Raw genomic sequence first — 20057 nt, 5'->3', positions numbered from 1 at the left:
CGCCTTATTCGGCAACAAGTCTTCTCATCTTTTGAGGTGACAAAAAAAGCTTTCGAACCCTTCGAAAGCTTTAATTTATGTGATATGGCTTTTATATAGACATATTGTGTTTATTTCTTTACGAACTTGAACTCATAGGTCTGCGAGTCTTTCGTCGTAATTCTTAACAGATAAATTCCCGGGCTAAGCAGGGTAACATTGATTTTTCTATCGAAAACTTCGGATACGGCCAATTGTCCTGCCATAGTGTAAACCTGTACAAGTTTTCCATTTTCAATACCCGAAATGCTGATAAAATCGGAAACGGGATTGGGGAAGATTCGGATCTTTCCTTTTACAGCCTCTGATGTGGCAAGCATAGAAGTATGCACATCACCCGACATAGTAGAATTGGCTCCTGTAAGGTTTCCTCCGCATTGGCTTCCTGTGGCACTGGTATTTTCTGTCCAGGTACCAATCGTATTGCCTGGCGGATTAAGAGCGCTGTTGTTTCCCGTGGAATTATAATAGATCAGTATAGGGCTGGTAAATGTACCATACCCTTCGTCTGCAAGAAACTCCCACCGGGTTAAAGTGTTATTCCATTGCAGTTTGAACTCGCAGGTACCCAAACCGCTGCAGTCCTGACCATCTATAGGTGTTGTCATATAGATGCCCTTTCCATAGGTGTCTACTCCTGTTTTGTTAAAAGTATAATTCTGATTGTCAAACAGGTTGTGACAACCATTAAAAGTGATTGTTTGCGCAAAAGCTGTACTTCCCAAGGCTAAACATAATAAGTATAGAGATTTCATAGCATATTAGTTAAAAGATGGGAAAATACCTTGTAATGCGATAATACATCTTAATGTAACAAACGGAGGCCTGTTTTCGTGAGGCTGGCTTCCACCTGCCGGAGTGATCATCGTTGCTTTCATAGTGGTATTGGTAGCAGCATCTGAATACTCTTTATCTAATCCTTTCGTGTCTGCAGGAAGGGCATTGGTAGGTGAATTCTGATTGCCTTCCGTAGATACGGCAGCAACGGAGTGCGTATGTGCAGGCATCTGCTGAGTCGTTAAAGTAACAGATTCCGTGCCTCCGGTTTCTCCTAATACATACGGGCTAAGTCCCGGCCCTTGTCCTGGATGGACGATTACCCTGCCTCTCATATCCGGTAAAGCAAAAGTGGTGGTGCCGTTTCCGCCATAAGTGGTTCCTAAAAGAGCAAAAAGAGCCTGATTCTGCGCAATAGATAAAAGCTGGCCGTTACATTCTGCCCACCCGTTGGGTGCTTTATAAAAAGGGACAAATGCGATTTGTCCGAGAAAAGGCTCAGAAGCCTGTGCTTTTAGACCGGATGTAAATACACTGCAAATCAGCAGTGTACATGCCAAAATTAGTTTTTTCATGATAATTAGTTTTTAGGTTATACTAAGTTAAAAAATATTCTACATATTTTGATTATAAAAATAAAAAACCTTTCAGAATTAACTGAAAGGTAAAAATATGTTAACATATATGGTTTTTATTTATGGAGGTTGTTTTTAAAATCGTCGATCCGGTAATCCGTTAGTGCATTCCCTTTTTCTATTTTCTCTTTAGAATATAAACGAAAATCATTTTCTGTCTTTTCTAAAAGGTAATCATAAGGCCCTACAGAAGAAATAAGCTTTACCAGAACGGGCGAAATTTCCAGGCAGATGAAGAGCCCCATAATAAATGCTGCTGCTAATGCTATAATGGCAGAGTTTTTTCCCAATTCATCCAAAGCCTGCAGCCTGGCTGCAAAGCCGTTGAATTTATCTTCAATGGTCTCAGTGGATTTTCTCTCTGTCTCCAGGTTAGTGTATACTTTTGAAATCTCCTTGTCCAGATATTCAAGTCTCGGGGCTGCCTGTTTTTGATAATTTTCCAGATCCAGTCTTCTTTGTTCTTTAAGCTCCTGCTTACGCTTAGCATTAGGGCCGAAGCCTTCTTTACCGCTGGTTAACCCTGATTGTTTTCCTAAGATTTCTTTTTCCAGTTCCACGGAGGCAGAGTCATAGGCTCTCTGGTAGCCGGCAATTTTCTCAGAGATCTGCTTTTTCTCCGTCTCAAATGGCCCGCTCTGCTGTAAGATCCTTCCGTTCATCTCTCCCTGCAGCTGTTTCTTGTTTCTCTGAATGATGGTATTTAATTGTTTGTTGACCTCTTTTTCAAAGATTTTAAGCTCCAGAGGCTTGGAGATGATGATCCCTAAAAAAGTAGCCAGAATAAGCCTCGGAATAGACATAAGGATCTGGTTCCACCATGTTCCCGTCTTTTTGATCGATGAAACAATATACCGGTCCAGATTGAAGATCATGAGTCCCCATAAAATACCGAACCCTACGGAAGCCCAGATATTATCGAAGACCGTAAACATCGCATAACCGGCAGAAAGCGTGGCAAAAACAGCCGTAAAAAGAACGATTCCGCCTATACCTGCGAACTTGTTCCATTCGCTGGGTGTTTTTCTTAAAATGTGAATATTTCCTCCGGAGCATACCATCAGAAACTTCTGAAACCAATTCATAGAATGATTTACCTGATTTATAATTTGTTGGTTAGTTTTCATGATTGAAAATTTATACAAAAGTAATACTAAAAATCGTACCATTGTTAAAGATAGTATTATGTTTTACCAAGTATATTGTTGTTTTAAATTAATATATTGATAACCAATGTATTAAATTTAATGATTGAATTATTTTACCTTTAAGTGCCCAAGTGGAAAACAGTGAACTATGAGAGATTTAATAAAACTTTCAATAGTTCCGCTATTACAGTATTCTATTACTCTTTCGGAATACAAGAGTAAGTAATTAAACATTTATCCGGATTATTATTTGATGCGATCCGGGTTTTGTTTTAAGAAGCTTTCCCATCCGGAATAAGACTTTGAGTCTGCTATAACACCTGAGTTGAAATGATGACATACCGCTACAGCCAATCCGTCAGAGGCATCTAAATATTTTGTTGGAAACTCTTTCAGGTTGAGTAGATTCTGAAGCATACCTGCTACCTGCTCCTTACTGGCATTTCCGTTTCCGGTGATCGCCATTTTTATTTTCTTGGGAGAATATTCAGTAATAGGAATATTTCTGTACAGGCTTGCCGCCATAGCCACGCCTTGTGCACGGCCCAGTTTCAGCATACTTTGTACATTCTTCCCATAAAATGGGGCTTCCAGGGCAACTTCATCAGGATGAAATTCATCGATCAGGGCCAATGTTCTGTCGAAAATATATTTAAGTTTGGTTTCATGGTTAGGGTACTTTTTCAGCAAAAGTTCATGAATAGATACCATTTCCATTTTACCTTTCTTAACGGAAATAATCCCAAACCCCATCACGGTAGTTCCGGGGTCGATCCCCAATATTATTTTTTCTGAAATCATCAGGCCAAAGATATGACTTTCCTGATTTTTTACTCATGAAAAAATAAAAAATGAACTTTATTTTAATAAAAACTTCTTAACTTAAACAAAAAATTAACATGAAAAATGTATTGTATTTATTTGTCTTTCCCTCTTTGCTGCTTTGTAATCTATTACCTACAAATAGTTTAAGTTGGGAGGTGAACAAAGTTTCTTTCAAAAACGCCAGCCAGATCACCTATCTTTTTTTTAAAGTGGAAAAAAATGGAACAGGGCCTGATAAAATTATTTTACAGGGTAAAAAACAGGCTCCCGGAAAATTAAAATTTCAACCGGCTTTTGACAGGAACTCAGGAAATGTAGGTGACTATATTGTTTCATTGACAGATGTCGGCGGAAAAGAAATTGTAAAACAACTGGTAGAAAATCCGCTGAATCCTGAGATGGAAAGTTTTGACAATGGTATCGGCAGAAATAAGGTTTCTCTTCAAAATGCAGAATTCAGTATACGGTACCCGCATTCAGATGAAATAAGAGTGGTGAAAATTGAGAAAATCACGAAAGAAGGCAGCGAACAACTATTCATCCAAAAACTATAATTATGAAAAAAAGTTTATTTTGTCTGTTGATCAGCAGCGTTTGTTTCTCACAGGTTTTTGAAACGGTGCCTATTTTGCAGAATGGAACTAATGATAAAAGAATCAATATTGCAGTGATGGGTGATGGGTTTACAGCAGCCCAGCAGACTGCTTTTGTGACATCAGCTCAGACTACGGTTAATTATCTTTTCACGAAAAGCCCTTTCATGGAGTATAAGAACTATTTTAATGCGTATGCCATTAAAGTAATTTCCACAGAAACAGGAGTGAAACATCCGGGAACTGCTACTGATGTTTCGGAGCCTGTGATCCCGGTTTCCAATCCAAACAATTATCTGGGGTCCAGCTTTGATTTCGGAGTTCACCGATGTATCTACAGCAATACGACCAATAAAGTGGCACAGGTGCTTGCCGCCAATCTTCCGGACTATGATATTACCTATATTCTTGGGAATTCTACAGAATATGGGGGCTGTGGCGGGACTTATGCATTTGCTTCTTTAAATACGTCAGCGAATGAAGTAGTGGTGCATGAACTAGGGCATTCTTTCGGAAAGCTTGCTGATGAGTACTGGTTCTCTGGCTCGGGGGAATCTGCTAATAAAACCCAGAACTCCAATCCTGCAACCATAAAATGGAAAAACTGGATAGGGGCTAACGGGATCGGGATCTATGCTCATGCGGAAAGTCCTACATGGTACCGTCCGCACCAGAGTTGTGAGATGAGGTATTTGAATCAGCAGTTTTGTTCCGTGTGTAAGGAAGGTATTATAGAGAAAATACATGCCCTGGTATCTCCTGTGGATTCCTATACTCCTGCGAATAGCAGTACGGTGAATGCAAACTCTAATGTCACTTTTACAGTAAACGAAATTCTGCCGATCCCGAATACGCTTGCCAATACATGGACCTTAAACGGAACACCGCTCGCTTCAACCGGAAATTCTGTTATCATCTCAACAGGTCAGTTGAATGCAGGAAATAATACCCTGCTTTTTTCAGTGACGGATAACAATCCTTTACTCCTTGTGACTAATCACAGTACTCTGCATTTTACGAACATTACCTGGACCCTGAATAAATCTTCTCTCGGAACTTCTGAGGTGAAGGCGGAAGAAAGGAGATTCAGTATCTATCCTAATCCGTCGGAAGGTGAACTTTATATCAAGGGCAAACAGGATTTTTCAAAAAATATAAGTGTTACTATGCACGATGCTTCGGGAAAATTAATTCCGGTAAAATTTGAAATGAAAGATTCTTCAACATTATTTGTAGATATTCATCATCTTATGACGGGAACTTATCTGTTGAATGTATCAGAGAATAAAGAGCAGATCATATCCCATAAGATTGTAAAGGAATAATCCACGACCAGTATAAAGATAAAATCGGCTATAATTATAATAGCCGATTTTTATTAATTAGCCTGTTAAATCTTTTTTGGCAATGGTGATCCATTTTCCGTCATGACGAAGGAGAGATATCCGGTCAACTAAGAACTTCGTTTTATATTCTTTTCTTTCATAAACTTCCATCGCTTTTAAATAATTTTCAAATGTCAAATTCCTGTAGCCGACGGTCACATGAGGATTGAAGGAATAGCTCCCGAAACGGAACTGCTGTTTGACCCTGTTATAAAGCTCTTTTAAATGATCATTGGCTTCAGGCCGTACAAAGATGACAGGATTTTTATTGGGAAAGCCTCCAAAGCCGTTCAGTTCGATCTCAAAAGGCGGAAGATGGGTGTCTATTTTTTGAAAAGCAACATGAATATCGCTTTCCAGCTCCGTATCTCTGCTGAAAGGAGGAAATAAGGTAATGTGGGCATCATTCTTTAATGCCTTTGAATTGTTATAGTGCAAAGCCAGATCCTCTTTAAATATTTTTACCTCTGCAATGACTTGCTGAGGCGGATCAATGGCTATGAAATATAATTTTTTCATGAATGAAAGTTACAAAAGCTATTCTTTATTTACGGTCTTTATCATTTCTTCCCTGAGATCAACTACTGTATTTTCAATGGCATCGGTAATCTTTTTAACTTCGACATGAGGTTTGAAGATAAAATTTTTACCTTTTCCTTCGTCTGCAATATTGGACAGGATAATAACGGAAGTTTTTGTTTCAGGATAGTAAATGTTCAGTGAGGGGGAGCCTTTCACATATCCACTGTGAAAATAGGCAGCAGGTTTCGTCATATTCATCATAATCCCGTAACCATAACCCATCTTTCCGAAAACAGGATGATGCCTTTCGGCGCTTTGAGCCATGAACTTTTTAAGGGTTTCCGGTTTCAGGATTTTTCCGCTATACAGAGCGTTGTTCCAGGTATGCAGGTCGTGAACTGTTGACAGAATTCCGCCCGCAGGAATTCCAATTTCCTTTTCGCCCAGTCTTTTGGGCATATTCTGTATTTTTTCAAAACTATTTTGGGCTCCCAAATAAGCTCCTGCGAAATCACTACCTTCAAAAATATTGCCCGTGGAAGAATTGTTCATTCCCACTTTCCTGAAAAGCTCCAGTACATTATCATCGAAACTTTTTCCTGAAGTTTTTTCAACGACCTTACCTAAAATGTTGAATCCGTCATTGGAGTAGAAGAAATCTGAGCCGCTTTTGAACATAAGTTTTCCGCCAAGGGTATTCAGCCCGGAAGTATGGTTCAGCAGTTGATGGATGGTAATATTCTCATATTCTTTGGTCTGGAATTCTTTTATATATTTTGAAACTTTATCCTCTGTACTTAATTTTCCCTCTTCCATCTGAAGTAATACTAGGACTGCGGTAAATTGTTTGCTTACAGAGCCGATGGCAAAAGATGTGGCATCATCCATTTTAGTTTTGGCTTTGAAATCTGAAAAACCATTCTCCTTTTTATATAATAACAGGGAATCTTTGAAAACGGCAATGCTTCCGTTAAAGCTGTATTTCTTAACTACGGAATCGATCTGCTGTTCCAGGAGCTTTTTTTCAAAAGCAGTGATGGTGGAATCTATAACAGCATTTCTGTCAATGATTTTCTCTGATTCAGAGGTGCTTTTACAAGCGGATAAAAATAGTATAATGAATAATAGGGTCAGGATTTGCCCGGGAATTTTCAGCATTTGTTCATAAGTTTATGCTAAAAGTACTCAAAAAGAATAGAACAGGAAAATAAGATCGACTAAAAGCTATTAATCCATTGAGGATTTTAGAGTATTGCTTTTCAAAATGTACAACACAGATATATCTTATTGTTTTACAAAAGTTATAAACAGGTCTTCTACGTTCTCATCCTGTATAAATATCCTGATATAAGATTTAGGGATATAATGGACATCATATTGATCATAATATATGGAAAAGCTTTTATTGAAAAGTTTATGAGAGAGTTTTTTACCATTCAGCAAAATTAAAGATCTTTCGGTAGGAATTATGGGGGAGATCTCTCCATATTCCCTGGCAAAACCATTTTCAGCGAGTATTGTTGTGTGGTTTTTTAAAGGTTTTTCTTTTGTAAAAACTGTCAGGATCCTGTTATAATATATACTTTCGGGCTGAAATTCCAGTAAATTTTCCTTCTGAATGATCTCAGCCGGAACTTCTAGTATATATTCGCCATTGGCATCCGTCTTGGCAGAATATGCTTTTGTCAGTGTGATCAGACTTATTACAGTGACTATAGGTTTTCCTGTTTCTTTGGCCAGTACTTTTCCCGAAATGACATATTTTCCGTCTCCTGTGTTTTCTTTTTCATTCTTTTGCTTTGAAACAGGACTGATATTGATCTCGGTTTGAGTAAAGTTGTTTGTCTGTGCAGGATAAGAGTTAATGATACTCGCTGTTAAGACAACTCCGGCTGCAATTTTTGTAAAAGTTATCTTCCGGGAATGAACGTTTTTTTCAATAGGGGTTTTAACTTCGAGAGGACGATTCAGCTGATGCCTGAAAACCATTCCGCAGAATTTTACCCCTTTGTTTTGGTGAAGAATCTCCATGATTTCCATATCTGAAAGTCCGGATAGATCGATAACTTTTTTTGAGCACAGTCCGCAGAATTTTCCTCCGGAAATATTATGCATCTGTTCTAAAGGTTCTTCGCAGGGTTTTTCAATTCTTAATAAAGGGATCATAGCAATTTGAGTTTTTATCAGAACGCTGCTTTTTAGTTATTATTTTGAGATCAGATCACAAAACCAGAAAACGTAATCTTCATTCCTGTCATCAGGATCCGATTTGGGTTTGGTGTGTGTTTTCTTTACTGTTTCCCCGATGTCAAACAGCACGGGATTTTTAAAAACGGGTCCGTCAAAAGTAAACGTATGGAATTCGCCATTCTCACCACAGGGATCCACATTTTCCGGCAGGTCTGCAATGAAATCTGCGTCAATAATTCTCCCGGCAAAACTTTTATCAAGATAGGTTTCGTTAACGCAGGTTACAATGGTCTTAAAGCCTAAGTCAAGGAATTCACGGATAAGATCTGAAGTATTTTGCTTCCATAAAGGGAATACAGCTTCCATACTGATGCTTTTCAGCTGTTCTTCACGATATGTACGCAGATCTTCGAGGAAAATATCCCCGAAAATGGAATGTGTGATTCCCTGAGATTGTATTTCAGCCATAGTTTTACTCATGATCTCACGGTATTCCTGCATAGACGGTTCCTTTGGGAGTTCCATTTTGATCAAAGGGATTCCAATGCTTGCAGCCTGCTTTTCCAAAAGGGATACATGGACTCCATGCATGGAGATGCGCTGATATTCTTTATTGATGCTGGTGAGAAGGAAATCGACCTCAAAACGGTTTTCCTTTAAAGTTTTATATAGTGCAAAGGCAGAATCTTTTCCGCTGCTCCAGTTGAATATGGCTTTTGGTTTCATCGAGATAATTATATCGCGAAAATAAAAAATCTCTCAAATTTTTGAGAGATTTTTTATGAATTGGCCTATCGATACAGGCTACATATTTCTTCTGTACTTACCACCCACTTCAAACAAAGCATTGGTAATTTGTCCTAAAGAACAGTACTTCACGGCATTCATCATGACCTCAAACAGGTTCTGCTGGTTGATGGCTGCATGCTGAAGTTCTTTAAGTGCTTGTCCAGCTTTCCCTTCATTGGCTTTCTGGAAATTGTGAAGGTTGTCGATCTGATCCTGTTTTTCCTCTTCGGTAGAACGGATAACCTCACCGGGTAAAACAGTAGGTGACCCATCTTTCCCTAAGAAAGTGTTTACACCAATAATAGGATATTCTCCGGTATGCTTCAGCCATTCGTAATGCATGGATTCTTCCTGGATCTTGGAACGCTGGTACATGGTTTCCATAGCACCAAGTACACCACCTCTTTCTGTAATCCTGTCGAATTCCGCATATACTGCTTCTTCCACCAAATCTGTCAGTTCTTCAATAATGAATGAGCCTTGAAGCGGATTTTCATTTTTAGCAAGACCCAGCTCTTTGTTAATGATCAACTGAATGGCCATTGCCCTTCTTACGGATTCTTCCGTAGGTGTTGTGATGGCTTCATCATAGGCATTGGTATGAAGTGAATTACAGTTATCATAGATGGCATACAAAGCCTGAAGGGTTGTTCTGATGTCGTTGAAATCAATTTCCTGTGCATGAAGGGAACGGCCTGAGGTCTGAATATGGTATTTCAGCATCTGGCTTCTTTCGTCAGCCCCATATTTGAATTTCATGGCTTTTGCCCAGATCCTTCTGGCTACACGTCCAATCACTGAGTATTCAGGGTCGATACCGTTAGAGAAGAAGAATGATAAGTTTGGAGCAAAGTCGTTGATGTCCATTCCACGGCTTAAATAGTATTCTACATAGGTGAAACCGTTTGCCAGTGTAAATGCCAGTTGGGAAACCGGGTTAGCTCCTGCTTCCGCAATATGGTAACCTGAGATGGAAACCGAATAGAAGTTCCTTACTTTTTCCCTGATGAAATATTCCTGAACGTCACCCATTAATCGAAGCGCAAATTCAGTAGAGAAGATACAGGTATTCTGAGCCTGGTCTTCTTTTAAAATATCTGCCTGTACCGTACCCCGAACGGTAGCTATGGTTTTTGCCTTGATCTGCTCATAAACATCTTTAGGAATGATCTCGTCTCCGGTAACGCCTAATAGTTTTAATCCTAAACCGTTATTGGACGGAGGCAACTCTCCATTGTACTGAGGCCTGCTTAATCCTTTGTCGTCAAATTTAGCCTTTAAAACAGCTTCAACTTTATCTTCCAGTTTATTTTCAGCAATATACTTTTCAACATTCTGATCAATGGCAGCATTCATGAAAAATGCCAATAACATCGGAGCCGGCCCATTGATCGTCATTGAAACCGAAGTCAATGCATTAATTAAATCAAAACCTGAATATAATTTTTTGGCATCATCCAACGTAGCGATAGAAACTCCTGCATTTCCGATTTTACCATAAATATCCGGTGGTAAAGCAGGATCCTGCCCATACAATGTTACAGAGTCGAAGGCTGTAGATAAACGCTTTGCAGGCATTTCTGCAGAAACGTAATGGAATCTTCTGTTGGTTCTTTCAGGGCCTCCTTCCCCGGCAAACATCCTTGTCGGATCTTCTCCGGTTCTCTTGAACGGATAAATCCCGGCAGTATACGGGAAGCTTCCCGGAAGGTTTTCCTGTCCTTTCCATTGGATCAGGTCACCCCAGTCATTATATTTTGGCAATGCAATTTTTGGAATTCTTAAGTGAGATAAAGATTCCGTTGAGGTTTCTACTTTGATCTCTTTTCCGCGAACAAAGTAAGAATAGAATTCCTCATGGAAAGCCTTTTTAGTGTTGTCCCATGTTTTTAAGAAATCAATATTTTCCTGTTGAAGGTGTTTTTCTGCTTTCTGATATTCCGTTTCAAGGGCTTCATTGGAAATCATATTTTTTACCCCTTCAATATGATACATGGTTCTTGCGAACTCAGCCTGTTTTTCAACAGCTGCATCGTATTGTTTATTGTTTTCAACAATTTCGGACAGGTAGCGTACTCTTTTTGGCGGGATAATGGTGACTTCATCTGTAATTTCCTGCTCTACAAAAGTATTTAAGCCTAATCCGGAAAATTTATCGTTAACTTTTGATATTAATCTGTTATAAAGTTCAGTAGTTCCGTGATCATTGAACTGGGATGCCTTTGTTGCATACACCGGCATATCTTCCAGCTGGCTTTCCCATAAATGATGGTTTCTCTGGAATTGTTTTCTCACTGCCTGCAAAGCATCCAAAGCTCCGCGCTTATCAGATTTGTTTAAAGCCACAAGATCTGCATAATCCAGCATGTCGATCTTTTCCAATTGGGTAGAAGCCCCATATTCAGGGGTCATCACGTACATGGAAACGTCTGCAAAATCTGAAACCTCCGACCCGGATTGCCCGATCCCCGAAGTTTCCAGTACAATTACATCCGGATGGGCTAGTTTCAGTATATTCAGTGCAGAGTGGATGAACGGTGAGACGGAAACATTGTTTTCCCTTGTTGCCATTGAACGCATATATACTCTGGAATCATTAATGGCATTCATACGGATCCTGTCTCCTAATAATGCGCCTCCTGTTTTCTTTTTGGATGGATCTACAGAAATGATCGCCATTTTTTTATCGGGATTGGAACGTAGAAATCTTCTTACCAATTCATCCGTTAATGAAGATTTACCGGCACCTCCTGTTCCGGTAATACCAATGACAGGGATGTTAAGGTCTTTTGATTTTTCATCGATTGCTTTTACCAGTTCCGGTTTTTCGTCTGAAAAGTTTTCTACTGCGGAAATGATCTGGGCAATACTGGTCGGGTTTTCAAAATCGATTGATTCTAAATCTTTTGCCGTTACATCTTTTCCTGTGGCAAAATCTGATCTCTGAACCAGATCATCGATCATACCCTGAAGGCCAAGCTCCCTTCCGTCATCCGGGGAATAAATCCTGTCGATACCGTAAGACATCAGGTCTTTGATCTCTTCAGGAAGGATAACTCCGCCGCCGCCGCCAAAAATTTTGATTTGTGGGGAGTTTTTTTCTCTTAGAAGGTCATAGATATATTTAAAATATTCATTATGCCCCCCCTGATATGAGGTTAGAGCAATGGCATTAGCATCTTCCTGAATAGCCGTATTAACGACTTCTTCTGCGGATTTATCGTGTCCAAGGTGAATGACCTCGCATCCTGTTCCCTGGATAACACGGCGCATAATATTAATGGCTGCATCATGTCCGTCAAATAATGACGCTGCTGTTACAATTCTTACTTTGTTTTTAGGAGTATATTTTTGGGTTTCCATAAAAAATCTAGAAAATTTCTGAATTCCCAAATATAATAATAAAATAAGAACCTTATTTTTGTTTTTAATAAGTTGATTTTCATTGTGTTGATTGGTTTGTAGAGATTAAGTGTTTCCCTATTTCCTGTTTAAGGTCCTAGTATTTTAAAAGTATATGGACCCGTAAGATTGATCCGAAATTTAGATCTCTGATATTTCATTCTCAAATTTTCTCATTTTCAAATTCTCAAATTAAAATCTCTACTTTTGTACCATATTTTATGATATGCAGAGAGCCTTATTGTATTTCGCTTTAGGAACCGTTATCAGTTTCCTTATTAATCACTTTTTTCTGAGCAGTCAAAATCTTGGGCTGGACTTATTTTATGCAGTGGCTTTCGGCTTTGCATGGGGAGTTGCCTATTATGTGGATACTCCGGGTTTTACATTACCTCAGAAACTTGGACTGTCTTTCCTGGCGATGGGTGTATTGGTTCTTATAGGGACTTTATTGTTTAATTTAGAGCAGGCCATTCCTTCCGTTCTTAAATTTTCAACAGTTTTCGTCGCTTATTATTTAATCGCCAGCTTCAGGGCAAGCAAGTCTTTACGTAATTAGTGAAGCATAACAAAGCTGAGGTACATTAGTACCAGTAACATAATGGTAAGCCCTATAAAATTAATGATAAATAGCAAAGATCCTTTTAATATACTTACCCTTTTACTGCTTTCATATACTCTGTGATGGGCAATAAAGAAGTATACACAGGTGTAAATAAATAACACCGTAGAAAACAGCATCTGCAGCAAAGTGAAAACAGAGTAATCGGGAAGAAAGTCCGATATCCTGTTTACAATAATGAAGATCAGGGTTGATAACAGAAGGAAAGAGAAATAGTGTAATGTGAATATACTATGATCGAAATACCACCATTTCTTTTTATTATGGAATACCCATAGGAAGAACGCGAAAATGGGGAGGTAGATAAAAAGAGCCTTCGGAATGGTATGGACGAAATTTTCGGCATACTTTTTACGTATTTGCTTTTTGCTCAGGCCTTCTTCCTTTAATTCGAACATTTTTTTTGCAATGGGCCTCATGACTTCATATAATCCGTTGTCGTTTTTGGCAAGAAGGGAGTCATACTGTTTCATATTATGGGCATCCATGATTGTGGTTTCATTCTGATCAAATGTCCTGTCAAGGATATCCCCATTATCCCGTATGGCATATTCAATAGAATCCCGTGCCTGTATGGTGTCAAGGTTATTTTTTACATTTTTTGTGGTTTCAATAGATAGAATGCCTTCTTTTTGTAAATCATCCAGAACCTTTTTTGTGGTTTCTTGTCCATCCCGTGCCTTCTCTACCCTTGTTTTTTTATCTTCTGGGTCCGGATTTTTGGATTTTGGTAAAAATCCGGGAAGCAGAAAAGTAATGAAACTGATGAAAATATATAATTTAACAGGAGCCACATATAACTGCCTTTTACCTACAAGATATTGCCGGGTAAGTTTTCCGGGATAGAGGAGAAGGTATTTTATGGTTTTCCAGAATTGCCCGTCGTAGTGCGTGAAATCCTCAATAAAATGGGTAAAAAGGTAATGGAAGGGTTGTCGCCTTTCAACGTTTTCCTGTCCGCAATTCGGACAAAACCTTTCTTCTACGTGATATCCGCAGTTAAGACAATTTTTGTCTTCTCTTATTTTTCCGTGGCTCATAGTTTTATAAGGATTTGAAGCAAATATAAATATTTCGCGAAAGAAAAATAATTCCTGAGATGAATTTATTGTGAAACCTGAAAAAAATTGTGGGAATGTTGGGCTGAAAGTTAATAAAGTAAAAGAGTTGGAGGTTCAACTCTTTACTTTATCACTTGTGTTTTCAGAATCTTTCGAAAAAATCACTTTTTCTCATCGGAAAATTATTTCACAAGATTTATGCCAGTCATAATCATATAGATAAAAATCTATCCGGGTATTTGGGGCAACACTTTATATAAAATATATTGCCGTATTACGAAAATTATTGTACCTTTGCACACCCTTAAAGGGAAAATTATGTTTAATCTTTAACTAAAACGTGTGAATACATTAAGTTACAAAACTGTTTCAGCGAACAAAGCTACTGCAAATAAAGAATGGGTTGTGGTAGACGCTGAAGGCCAGCCATTGGGAAGATTAGCTTCTCAGGTTGCCAAGATTTTGAGAGGTAAGCACAAAACAAACTTTACACCTCACGTAGATTGTGGTGATAATGTAATTGTTTTGAATGCTGGGAAAATTACACTTTCCGGAAACAAGTGGGCTGACAAGACTTATATCTGGCATACAGGATACCCTGGAGGTCAAAAGTCTATGACTGCGGCTGAACTTCAAAAGAAAGATTCTTTGAAAGTATTGGAAAAATCTGTAAAAGGTATGTTGCCTAAAAACAGATTAGGATCTGCTTTATTGAAGAACCTTTATTTATATGAAGGAACTGAGCACAAACATGAAGCTCAACAGCCTAAAACAATTAATATTAACGAATTTAAATAATTAATATGTCTATAGTTCACAAAATCGGAAGAAGAAAGACTTCTGTAGCAAGAGTTTATGTAAGACCAGGTTCTGGAAATATTACAGTAAACGGTAAAGATGCTAAAGAGTATTTCTCTACAGACGTAATGGTTTACAAATTGAACCAGCCGTTTATTCTTTCTGAAACTGTTGGTCAGTATGATGTTACCGTAAATGTTTTCGGTGGTGGAAATACAGGGCAGGCAGAAGCGATCAGATTAGGTATTTCAAGAGCTTTGTGCGAAATCAACGCTGAGTTCAGATTAGCATTGAAGCCTGCCGGTTTACTTACAAGAGATGCGAGAATGGTGGAAAGAAAGAAGCCGGGTCAGAAAAAAGCAAGAAAGAGATTCCAATTCTCAAAACGTTAAGAATGGCGGTAAGCTTAAAGCAATATGCAATAGGCTTTTTGAAAAACTTATTAGAATTTTTAATCCGCTTTACAGCTTGCAGCTTAATGCCTAAAGCCTAAAGCAAAAAATTGCCCGTTACGTTTAGCATCCAAACGCTTCTCCCATCTAAAGAAGTTGTTGATTGCCTAAAAAGCGGAAAGTAAACTAACAAAAACAAACAACATGGCAAAAGCAAATGTAAAAGACCTTTTAGAGGCTGGTGTACACTTCGGTCACATGACAAGAAAGTGGAACCCAAATATGGCTCCATACATTTTTATGGAGAAAAATGGTATTCACATTGTAGACTTACATAAAACAGCAGTTAAATTGGACGAGGCTTGTAACGCTTTGGAAAAATTAACTTCTGCAGGCAAAAAAGTTCTTTTCGTAGCTACTAAGAAGCAGGCGAAAGAAGTGGTGGCAAAACACGCTTCGGAACTTAATATGCCTTATATTACAGAAAGATGGCCTGGAGGTATGCTAACAAACTTTGTTACGATCAGAAAGGCTGTTAAAAAAATGAACTCTATCGACAAAATGAAAAAAGACGGTACGTTCGAAACTTTATCTAAAAAAGAAAGACTTCAGGTAGACAGACAAAGAGCTAACCTTGAGAAGAACTTAGGTTCTATCGCAGACATGGTTCGTCTTCCTTCTGCAGTATTTGTAGTAGATATCCTTAGAGAACACATTGCCGTTACTGAAGCTAAGAAATTAGGTATTCCGGTTTTTGGTATTGTTGATACAAACTCTGACCCTAGAAAAGTAGATTTCGTTATCCCAGGAAACGATGATGCTTCCAAGTCTATCGATATGATTTTAAGCGTAGTTGCTGAATCTATCAAAGAAGGTCAGTCTCAGAGAAAAGCTGATAAAGAAAAATCTAAAGAAGAAGGAGAAAAAGTATCTGCTGATACAGATGCTGATTTCGATGCAGAATAATCAGATTTATTCTTAATGATAAAAAAACCGCTAAATACAATTTAGCGGTTTTTTGTTTTTTATATCTTTTTTAATTGGAAAGCTTAACTGAATAAGACCCGGATATAAATTTTGTGGACTGATATACAGACCTGCAGACCATTCCGGATAACTTATAATTCTGATTTTTAAGCACCATTACGGAGCCTATTTTTCCTGCACCTATAGGAACTTTTTTGAAATAATTATTTCCGCTTATTGTAAGCACCATATTGCAGGGAGAAGCATTCTCTACAATAACGGATGTTTTGGGATTGTTGGAAGAATCATTCAGAAGGTCCGTCAGTACATCTGCTGTTTCGGATTTATAGGTCTTTCGAAGTTCATTGTATTCTCTTTCCACCTCGGCCGTTGAAGGATAAGCCGATCCTGAGCTGTTTCCGGCAGGATATGGACGGCTGACAGGATAATTTGAGTTGTAATTGACATTACAGCTATGGAGAAGTGTCATACATCCTAAGAAAACCAACAGTCTTTTCATATCAATTGCTTTGCTTATGTTCTTCTTTTAGCAGGCTTTGTACTCTTACTTTTAACCGGAGGTGGGGAATCAGCAGGTTTTTTATCCGCACTTATCTGATTGGTCTGTTCCGGGTTGCCTAATATTACAAATATACTTTTTTTTATGTCTTTTTGCGAAGCATATTTTACATCGCAGACATTACTGCTCATAGCGTATTGTCCTTTTTTAACGACCATAAAGTTTTCCCCATGTGCAGGCACTGCCATATTGTAGAAGTCTTTTCCCTGGATCCGTAAGACAATATTACAGTCTGAGTTGTTCTTAAATAGAAGGACAGCTTCCTTGCTGTTAATATCCTGGTCGAACATGGCATTCAGAAGCTTCACTGTTTTCTCTTTGTGCTCAGTAGAATTTTCTGCGACCAGGCGTTTAAATTCTTCTGCCTCGCTGGAATTGGCGTTTCCCATAGCTGCTTGTGGAATTTCAGCAATAATGGGCCTTGCTTCCATAGGTTTGGAATCTTTTACTCCTTTAGTCCATGCAGAGTTCTTTAAAGCAATAAGTTTAGGCTTTAAAACACTTTTTTTTGGATCATCCTGGAAGGTGTTTTTCAGATAGTCTTCAATTTCTTTGATATTTGTGCTTTTCAGGATGTCTTCGTTGTCCTTTCGGATGTTGTTGGCAGAACAGGAAGCCAGAAAAATGAAGAATAGGATCGGTAAAATTTTTTTTTTCATCAAATATTATTTATTTCATCAGGTTATTCGAAATTTTATATAGGTTATGGTTTTTCCTTTTGCTGAAAATAGCTCTTCGTAATATGTTTTTATATCCCTTAAATGTTCGGTATTCGGTTCATACTCGGGTGCTCCGTAGATATCGTGATGTGCGGTAAGGATCTCATAGCCTGATCCCTGCAGCAGTCCTAAAGTATAACCATGAAGAAATTCGGAATCCGTTTTCAGGTGAATAATTCCTGAAGGTTTCAGGAATTTTTTATATCGGTTTAAGAAATCGGGGTGAGTCAGCCTGTGCTTGGTACGTCTGTATTTGATCTGCGGATCCGGGAATGTGATCCATATTTCATCCACTTCATTTTCCTCAAAGAAATGATCTACCAGCTCTATCTGAGACCTGAGAAAAGCGACGTTGTTCATATTGTTTTCCACGGCCTCTTTAGCCCCAAACCAGAATCTTGCACCTTTGATGTCTATTCCGATAAAGTTTTTTTCAGGAAAAGTTTTGGCAAGGCCTACAGAATATTCTCCTTTTCCACAGCCCAGTTCAAGAACAATGGGATTATTGTTCTTAAAAAAATCTGTTCTCCATTTACCTTTAAGAGAAAACCCGTTAAGGGCTTCTTCTCTTGTCGGCTGGATTACATTGGGAAGAGTTTTGTTTTCTGCAAATCTTGCTAATTTATTTTTACCCATGAATAAGTATATAAAATGCTGCAAAAATAGGAAAAAATTACCTATAATGCCCCGCATTTTAGAAATCAGGGTAATAAAATTCTTTATTTGGAAGATGAACCTAAGGCAACCATAAGAGGTTTCTGGATCGTTTTTTGTGAGGCATACTGTGCTCCGCAAACGAGACTTGTGAAAAGGTAATCCCCTTTACTCACAACAATAGAGTTATCCCCGTGAGCAGGAACGGCAAGCCTGTATTTTGTATTTCCCACACCTTCCATCCTTACAATGATGTTACAGTCGGATTTGTTTTCAATAAGGACGATACACTCTTTGCTGTAAGGGTCGTTATCGAAAAGAGAGTTAAGGATCTTTACGGTTTTGTTTTTATGCTCTACGGGAGAAACAGCCATCAGCATATTGAATTCTTCGGCCTCTGCATCCGGAATGGCAGCAGGAGCTGCTGCAGCTGCAGTAGTTGTACTGGCCACAAAGACATTCTGTGTATTGCTCGGAGTATAGGTGACCAGGGATTTTTTCGCGGCCAGTTCCGCATTATATTTTGCGATCTGTTTTTGTTTGATGATGGCATTCATCTCATCAAAAGTGATCTTTGTAGAGGGTCTTCTCTTAAGGAGGGCAAGCATTTCCTGCATTCCCTTAACTTTTTGGTCAGCCGGGTGGGCATTCTTAATATATTCTCTCATCATATCCATCACCCTGGGCTTCAGTACGGACCTGCGGGGATCATCGGGGTGAGCATCTCTCAGAAAAGCATTTATTTCATAAATATTTTTACTTTTCAAAATACTACTGTAATCTTTGTCCTTTTTCTGGGCAGAGAGATTAAAAAACAATACTGAACTAAAGAGTAAAATTAATTTTTTCATTCACTAATATTAAGATAAAAAACAAATCATTTTCTTTCTCTAACTTGCGTTTTGGCTATTAGTGTTTACTTCTAAACGAGATTCTTTTGTTTTTATTTTGAACACTAAATGTAAGATAAAAATAAACCATATTACTCACTTTTTTTGAAAAATGCAAAGTATGGTTTCTCATACGCACATTTTTTCAGCAGAATATTACAATTTTCATTTTATAACTTCCTGAAGATGAGAATTCCTCAGCCTTTTTTGGTAGATGGGTAAATATTTCTCGATCGGGATTTTTACCGCCTCAAAATTTCCGGCAGAGACATAGGGCTGTATATTCTCCGAAGTATATACAAACTGCAGGAAATTATCGATCAGATTCTCAGGAATCTTAAATCTTACAAAATAATCCTGTCCCAGATAGCTTTTGATCTGGCTAATCGAATTATTCATCCTTTCATAGGCCATATAACGCTGTTTTTTCTTTCTTTCACCGGAGAGGATATCATAAATGCTTTCCAGGCTGAAGGTAAGGCCGCCATCCCTTAAACCGGCAACCGGAAGTTCCGGCGGCGTTCCGTCGCCTTTAGGCTCAGGAAGGCCGATTGCCTTTTTTATGGCAAGAGCTTTGTCTTCTCTTTTCAGCGCATTTACATCATATCTTAAATTGCCTGTTGGCTTGAATCTGCTGATAACAACTTCCTGGATGTCATGATAGGCAATTTTTAACTCAATAAGGTTTTTAACCCTGAACATTTGCGGAGAAAGCCTGATATCTTTTCGTTCGGTGACAATGGAAGTAAACCTGATGACGTCCCCCGCTTCCGCCTGGATATTAAAAGCTCCGTTATAGTTAGTAAGAACGGTTTTTTGGGTATTAAGATTGGTAACATATACCTGATTAAGATATAAAACGGAATTGTCCCTTAGAAATACTTCCCCGGAGTACAATTGCGCATTGATTTTTGCCAGAAAAACCAATAGCAAAAGAGTAATAATTTTCTTCATAGAATAGAGCAAAATTACACAGAATCCATCAATGTATGCCCGGATTAGATCATGGAAAGTGGTTAAAGTTATATTAAACTTCCTCCTTAATTGTTAATGAATGTTATAAAAGGCTG

Annotated in this window: 21 protein-coding genes; 6 read left to right on the top strand and 15 right to left on the bottom strand. The window is 38.4% G+C overall.

Features of this window, described 5'->3' with window-relative positions:
• Positions 1-110: 110 nt before the first annotated feature.
• The 4 genes from HNP38_RS14580 to ruvC all read right to left on the bottom strand — a co-directional run bounded on the left by HNP38_RS14580 (position 111) and on the right by ruvC (position 3400).
• A complete protein-coding gene (locus tag HNP38_RS14580) occupies positions 111-794 on the bottom strand; it encodes a T9SS type A sorting domain-containing protein (protein ID WP_184190797.1) in 684 nt (227 codons plus the stop codon).
• Positions 795-800: 6 nt separating this feature from the next.
• The gene (locus HNP38_RS14575) at positions 801-1391 is read right to left on the bottom strand and encodes a phage tail protein (protein ID WP_184190795.1); all 591 of its coding nucleotides are present in this window, start codon (positions 1389-1391) and stop codon (positions 801-803) included.
• A 116-nt stretch (positions 1392-1507) separates the two neighbouring features.
• The gene (locus HNP38_RS14570) at positions 1508-2578 is read right to left on the bottom strand and encodes a DUF4407 domain-containing protein (RefSeq protein WP_184190792.1); all 1071 of its coding nucleotides are present in this window, start codon (positions 2576-2578) and stop codon (positions 1508-1510) included.
• A 267-nt stretch (positions 2579-2845) separates the two neighbouring features.
• Positions 2846-3400 carry a crossover junction endodeoxyribonuclease RuvC gene (gene ruvC, locus HNP38_RS14565; RefSeq protein WP_184190790.1) on the bottom strand — a complete coding sequence of 185 codons (555 nt, stop codon included), beginning with the start codon at positions 3398-3400 and terminating at the stop codon, positions 2846-2848.
• A 98-nt stretch (positions 3401-3498) separates the two neighbouring features.
• Between ruvC and HNP38_RS14560 the strand changes: the two genes are divergently transcribed.
• Positions 3499-3978: a hypothetical protein gene (locus HNP38_RS14560; RefSeq protein WP_184190787.1), complete on the top strand. Its 480-nt coding sequence runs from the start codon at positions 3499-3501 to the stop codon at positions 3976-3978.
• Between the two features lie 2 nt (positions 3979-3980).
• Positions 3981-5342: a M64 family metallopeptidase gene (locus HNP38_RS14555; RefSeq protein ID WP_184190785.1), complete on the top strand. Its 1362-nt coding sequence runs from the start codon at positions 3981-3983 to the stop codon at positions 5340-5342.
• A 57-nt stretch (positions 5343-5399) separates the two neighbouring features.
• Here the strand turns inward: HNP38_RS14555 and HNP38_RS14550 are convergent, their stop codons facing one another.
• The 5 genes from HNP38_RS14550 to HNP38_RS14530 form a co-directional block, all read right to left on the bottom strand.
• Complete coding sequence (locus tag HNP38_RS14550; RefSeq protein ID WP_184190783.1) at positions 5400-5921, bottom strand: 2'-5' RNA ligase family protein; 522 nt, start codon at positions 5919-5921, stop codon at positions 5400-5402.
• Between the two features lie 18 nt (positions 5922-5939).
• Complete coding sequence (locus HNP38_RS14545; RefSeq protein WP_184190781.1) at positions 5940-7082, bottom strand: serine hydrolase domain-containing protein; 1143 nt, start codon at positions 7080-7082, stop codon at positions 5940-5942.
• 126 nt (positions 7083-7208) lie between these two features.
• On the bottom strand, positions 7209-8090 hold the full coding sequence (locus HNP38_RS14540) for a hypothetical protein (RefSeq protein WP_184190779.1): 882 nt from the start codon (positions 8088-8090) through the stop codon (positions 7209-7211).
• Between the two features lie 39 nt (positions 8091-8129).
• The gene (locus HNP38_RS14535; RefSeq protein ID WP_184190777.1) at positions 8130-8840 is read right to left on the bottom strand and encodes a diphthine--ammonia ligase; all 711 of its coding nucleotides are present in this window, start codon (positions 8838-8840) and stop codon (positions 8130-8132) included.
• 78 nt (positions 8841-8918) lie between these two features.
• Positions 8919-12266 (bottom strand): methylmalonyl-CoA mutase family protein, encoded by a 3348-nt coding sequence (locus HNP38_RS14530; protein WP_184190775.1) that lies wholly within the window; start codon positions 12264-12266, stop codon positions 8919-8921.
• Between the two features lie 265 nt (positions 12267-12531).
• Between HNP38_RS14530 and HNP38_RS14525 the strand changes: the two genes are divergently transcribed.
• A complete protein-coding gene (locus HNP38_RS14525) occupies positions 12532-12864 on the top strand; it encodes a hypothetical protein (protein ID WP_184190773.1) in 333 nt (110 codons plus the stop codon).
• Here the strand turns inward: HNP38_RS14525 and HNP38_RS14520 are convergent.
• Positions 12861-13967: a DUF3667 domain-containing protein gene (locus tag HNP38_RS14520; RefSeq protein ID WP_184190771.1), complete on the bottom strand. Its 1107-nt coding sequence runs from the start codon at positions 13965-13967 to the stop codon at positions 12861-12863. The two genes, HNP38_RS14525 and HNP38_RS14520, sit on opposite strands and share 4 nt — an antisense overlap.
• Before the next feature lie 363 nt (positions 13968-14330).
• Here HNP38_RS14520 and rplM point away from each other — a divergent pair, with 363 nt between their 5' ends.
• The 3 genes from rplM to rpsB all read left to right on the top strand — a co-directional run bounded on the left by rplM (position 14331) and on the right by rpsB (position 16144).
• Complete coding sequence (rplM, locus tag HNP38_RS14515; protein ID WP_034680983.1) at positions 14331-14786, top strand: 50S ribosomal protein L13; 456 nt, start codon at positions 14331-14333, stop codon at positions 14784-14786.
• A gap of 5 nt (positions 14787-14791) precedes the next feature.
• On the top strand, positions 14792-15178 hold the full coding sequence (gene rpsI, locus HNP38_RS14510; protein ID WP_047373582.1) for a 30S ribosomal protein S9: 387 nt from the start codon (positions 14792-14794) through the stop codon (positions 15176-15178).
• A gap of 204 nt (positions 15179-15382) precedes the next feature.
• On the top strand, positions 15383-16144 hold the full coding sequence (gene rpsB, locus HNP38_RS14505) for a 30S ribosomal protein S2 (protein WP_123263508.1): 762 nt from the start codon (positions 15383-15385) through the stop codon (positions 16142-16144).
• A gap of 70 nt (positions 16145-16214) precedes the next feature.
• Here the strand turns inward: rpsB and HNP38_RS14500 are convergent, their stop codons facing one another.
• The 5 genes from HNP38_RS14500 to HNP38_RS14480 form a co-directional block, all read right to left on the bottom strand.
• Positions 16215-16664, bottom strand: coding sequence for a DUF6759 domain-containing protein (locus HNP38_RS14500; protein ID WP_184190769.1), 450 nt, complete (start codon positions 16662-16664; stop codon positions 16215-16217).
• A 14-nt stretch (positions 16665-16678) separates the two neighbouring features.
• Positions 16679-17383, bottom strand: a complete 705-nt coding sequence (locus HNP38_RS14495; protein ID WP_184190767.1) for a DUF6759 domain-containing protein — start codon at positions 17381-17383, stop codon at positions 16679-16681.
• A gap of 18 nt (positions 17384-17401) precedes the next feature.
• Entirely contained in the window at positions 17402-18079 is a 678-nt protein-coding gene (gene trmB / locus HNP38_RS14490) for a tRNA (guanosine(46)-N7)-methyltransferase TrmB (RefSeq protein ID WP_184190765.1), read from the bottom strand.
• Positions 18080-18162: 83 nt separating this feature from the next.
• Positions 18163-18948 (bottom strand): DUF6759 domain-containing protein, encoded by a 786-nt coding sequence (locus HNP38_RS14485; protein WP_184190763.1) that lies wholly within the window; start codon positions 18946-18948, stop codon positions 18163-18165.
• Between the two features lie 204 nt (positions 18949-19152).
• Positions 19153-19941, bottom strand: coding sequence for a hypothetical protein (locus tag HNP38_RS14480; RefSeq protein WP_184190761.1), 789 nt, complete (start codon positions 19939-19941; stop codon positions 19153-19155).
• Positions 19942-20057 lie beyond the last annotated feature (116 nt).

Source organism: Chryseobacterium defluvii, from assembly GCF_014204415.1.
Lineage (GTDB): Bacteria > Bacteroidota > Bacteroidia > Flavobacteriales > Weeksellaceae > Chryseobacterium > Chryseobacterium defluvii_A.
The sequence above is the reverse complement of the archived record's forward strand: the minus strand, read 5'-3'. Positions and strand labels throughout refer to the sequence as shown.

Excerpts from the sequence above, each read along its gene's own strand:
- HNP38_RS14485 (WP_184190763.1), bottom strand. The coding sequence starts at position 18,948 with ATGAAAAAATTAATTTTACTCTTTAGTTCAGTATTGTTTTTTAATCTC.
- HNP38_RS14535 (WP_184190777.1), bottom strand. The coding sequence starts at position 8,840 with ATGAAACCAAAAGCCATATTCAACTGGAGCAGCGGAAAAGATTCTGCC.
- HNP38_RS14525 (WP_184190773.1), top strand. The coding sequence starts at position 12,532 with ATGCAGAGAGCCTTATTGTATTTCGCTTTAGGAACCGTTATCAGTTTC.
- HNP38_RS14575 (WP_184190795.1), bottom strand. The coding sequence starts at position 1,391 with ATGAAAAAACTAATTTTGGCATGTACACTGCTGATTTGCAGTGTATTT.
- HNP38_RS14555 (WP_184190785.1), top strand. The coding sequence starts at position 3,981 with ATGAAAAAAAGTTTATTTTGTCTGTTGATCAGCAGCGTTTGTTTCTCA.
- trmB (WP_184190765.1), bottom strand. The coding sequence starts at position 18,079 with ATGGGTAAAAATAAATTAGCAAGATTTGCAGAAAACAAAACTCTTCCC.
- HNP38_RS14540 (WP_184190779.1), bottom strand. The coding sequence starts at position 8,090 with ATGATCCCTTTATTAAGAATTGAAAAACCCTGCGAAGAACCTTTAGAA.
- HNP38_RS14580 (WP_184190797.1), bottom strand. The coding sequence starts at position 794 with ATGAAATCTCTATACTTATTATGTTTAGCCTTGGGAAGTACAGCTTTT.
- HNP38_RS14545 (WP_184190781.1), bottom strand. The coding sequence starts at position 7,082 with ATGCTGAAAATTCCCGGGCAAATCCTGACCCTATTATTCATTATACTA.
- HNP38_RS14530 (WP_184190775.1), bottom strand. The coding sequence starts at position 12,266 with ATGGAAACCCAAAAATATACTCCTAAAAACAAAGTAAGAATTGTAACA.
- HNP38_RS14570 (WP_184190792.1), bottom strand. The coding sequence starts at position 2,578 with ATGAAAACTAACCAACAAATTATAAATCAGGTAAATCATTCTATGAAT.
- rpsI (WP_047373582.1), top strand. The coding sequence starts at position 14,792 with ATGTCTATAGTTCACAAAATCGGAAGAAGAAAGACTTCTGTAGCAAGA.
- HNP38_RS14560 (WP_184190787.1), top strand. The coding sequence starts at position 3,499 with ATGAAAAATGTATTGTATTTATTTGTCTTTCCCTCTTTGCTGCTTTGT.
- HNP38_RS14500 (WP_184190769.1), bottom strand. The coding sequence starts at position 16,664 with ATGAAAAGACTGTTGGTTTTCTTAGGATGTATGACACTTCTCCATAGC.
- ruvC (WP_184190790.1), bottom strand. The coding sequence starts at position 3,400 with ATGATTTCAGAAAAAATAATATTGGGGATCGACCCCGGAACTACCGTG.
- HNP38_RS14480 (WP_184190761.1), bottom strand. The coding sequence starts at position 19,941 with ATGAAGAAAATTATTACTCTTTTGCTATTGGTTTTTCTGGCAAAAATC.
- HNP38_RS14550 (WP_184190783.1), bottom strand. The coding sequence starts at position 5,921 with ATGAAAAAATTATATTTCATAGCCATTGATCCGCCTCAGCAAGTCATT.
- HNP38_RS14520 (WP_184190771.1), bottom strand. The coding sequence starts at position 13,967 with ATGAGCCACGGAAAAATAAGAGAAGACAAAAATTGTCTTAACTGCGGA.
- HNP38_RS14495 (WP_184190767.1), bottom strand. The coding sequence starts at position 17,383 with ATGAAAAAAAAAATTTTACCGATCCTATTCTTCATTTTTCTGGCTTCC.
- rpsB (WP_123263508.1), top strand. The coding sequence starts at position 15,383 with ATGGCAAAAGCAAATGTAAAAGACCTTTTAGAGGCTGGTGTACACTTC.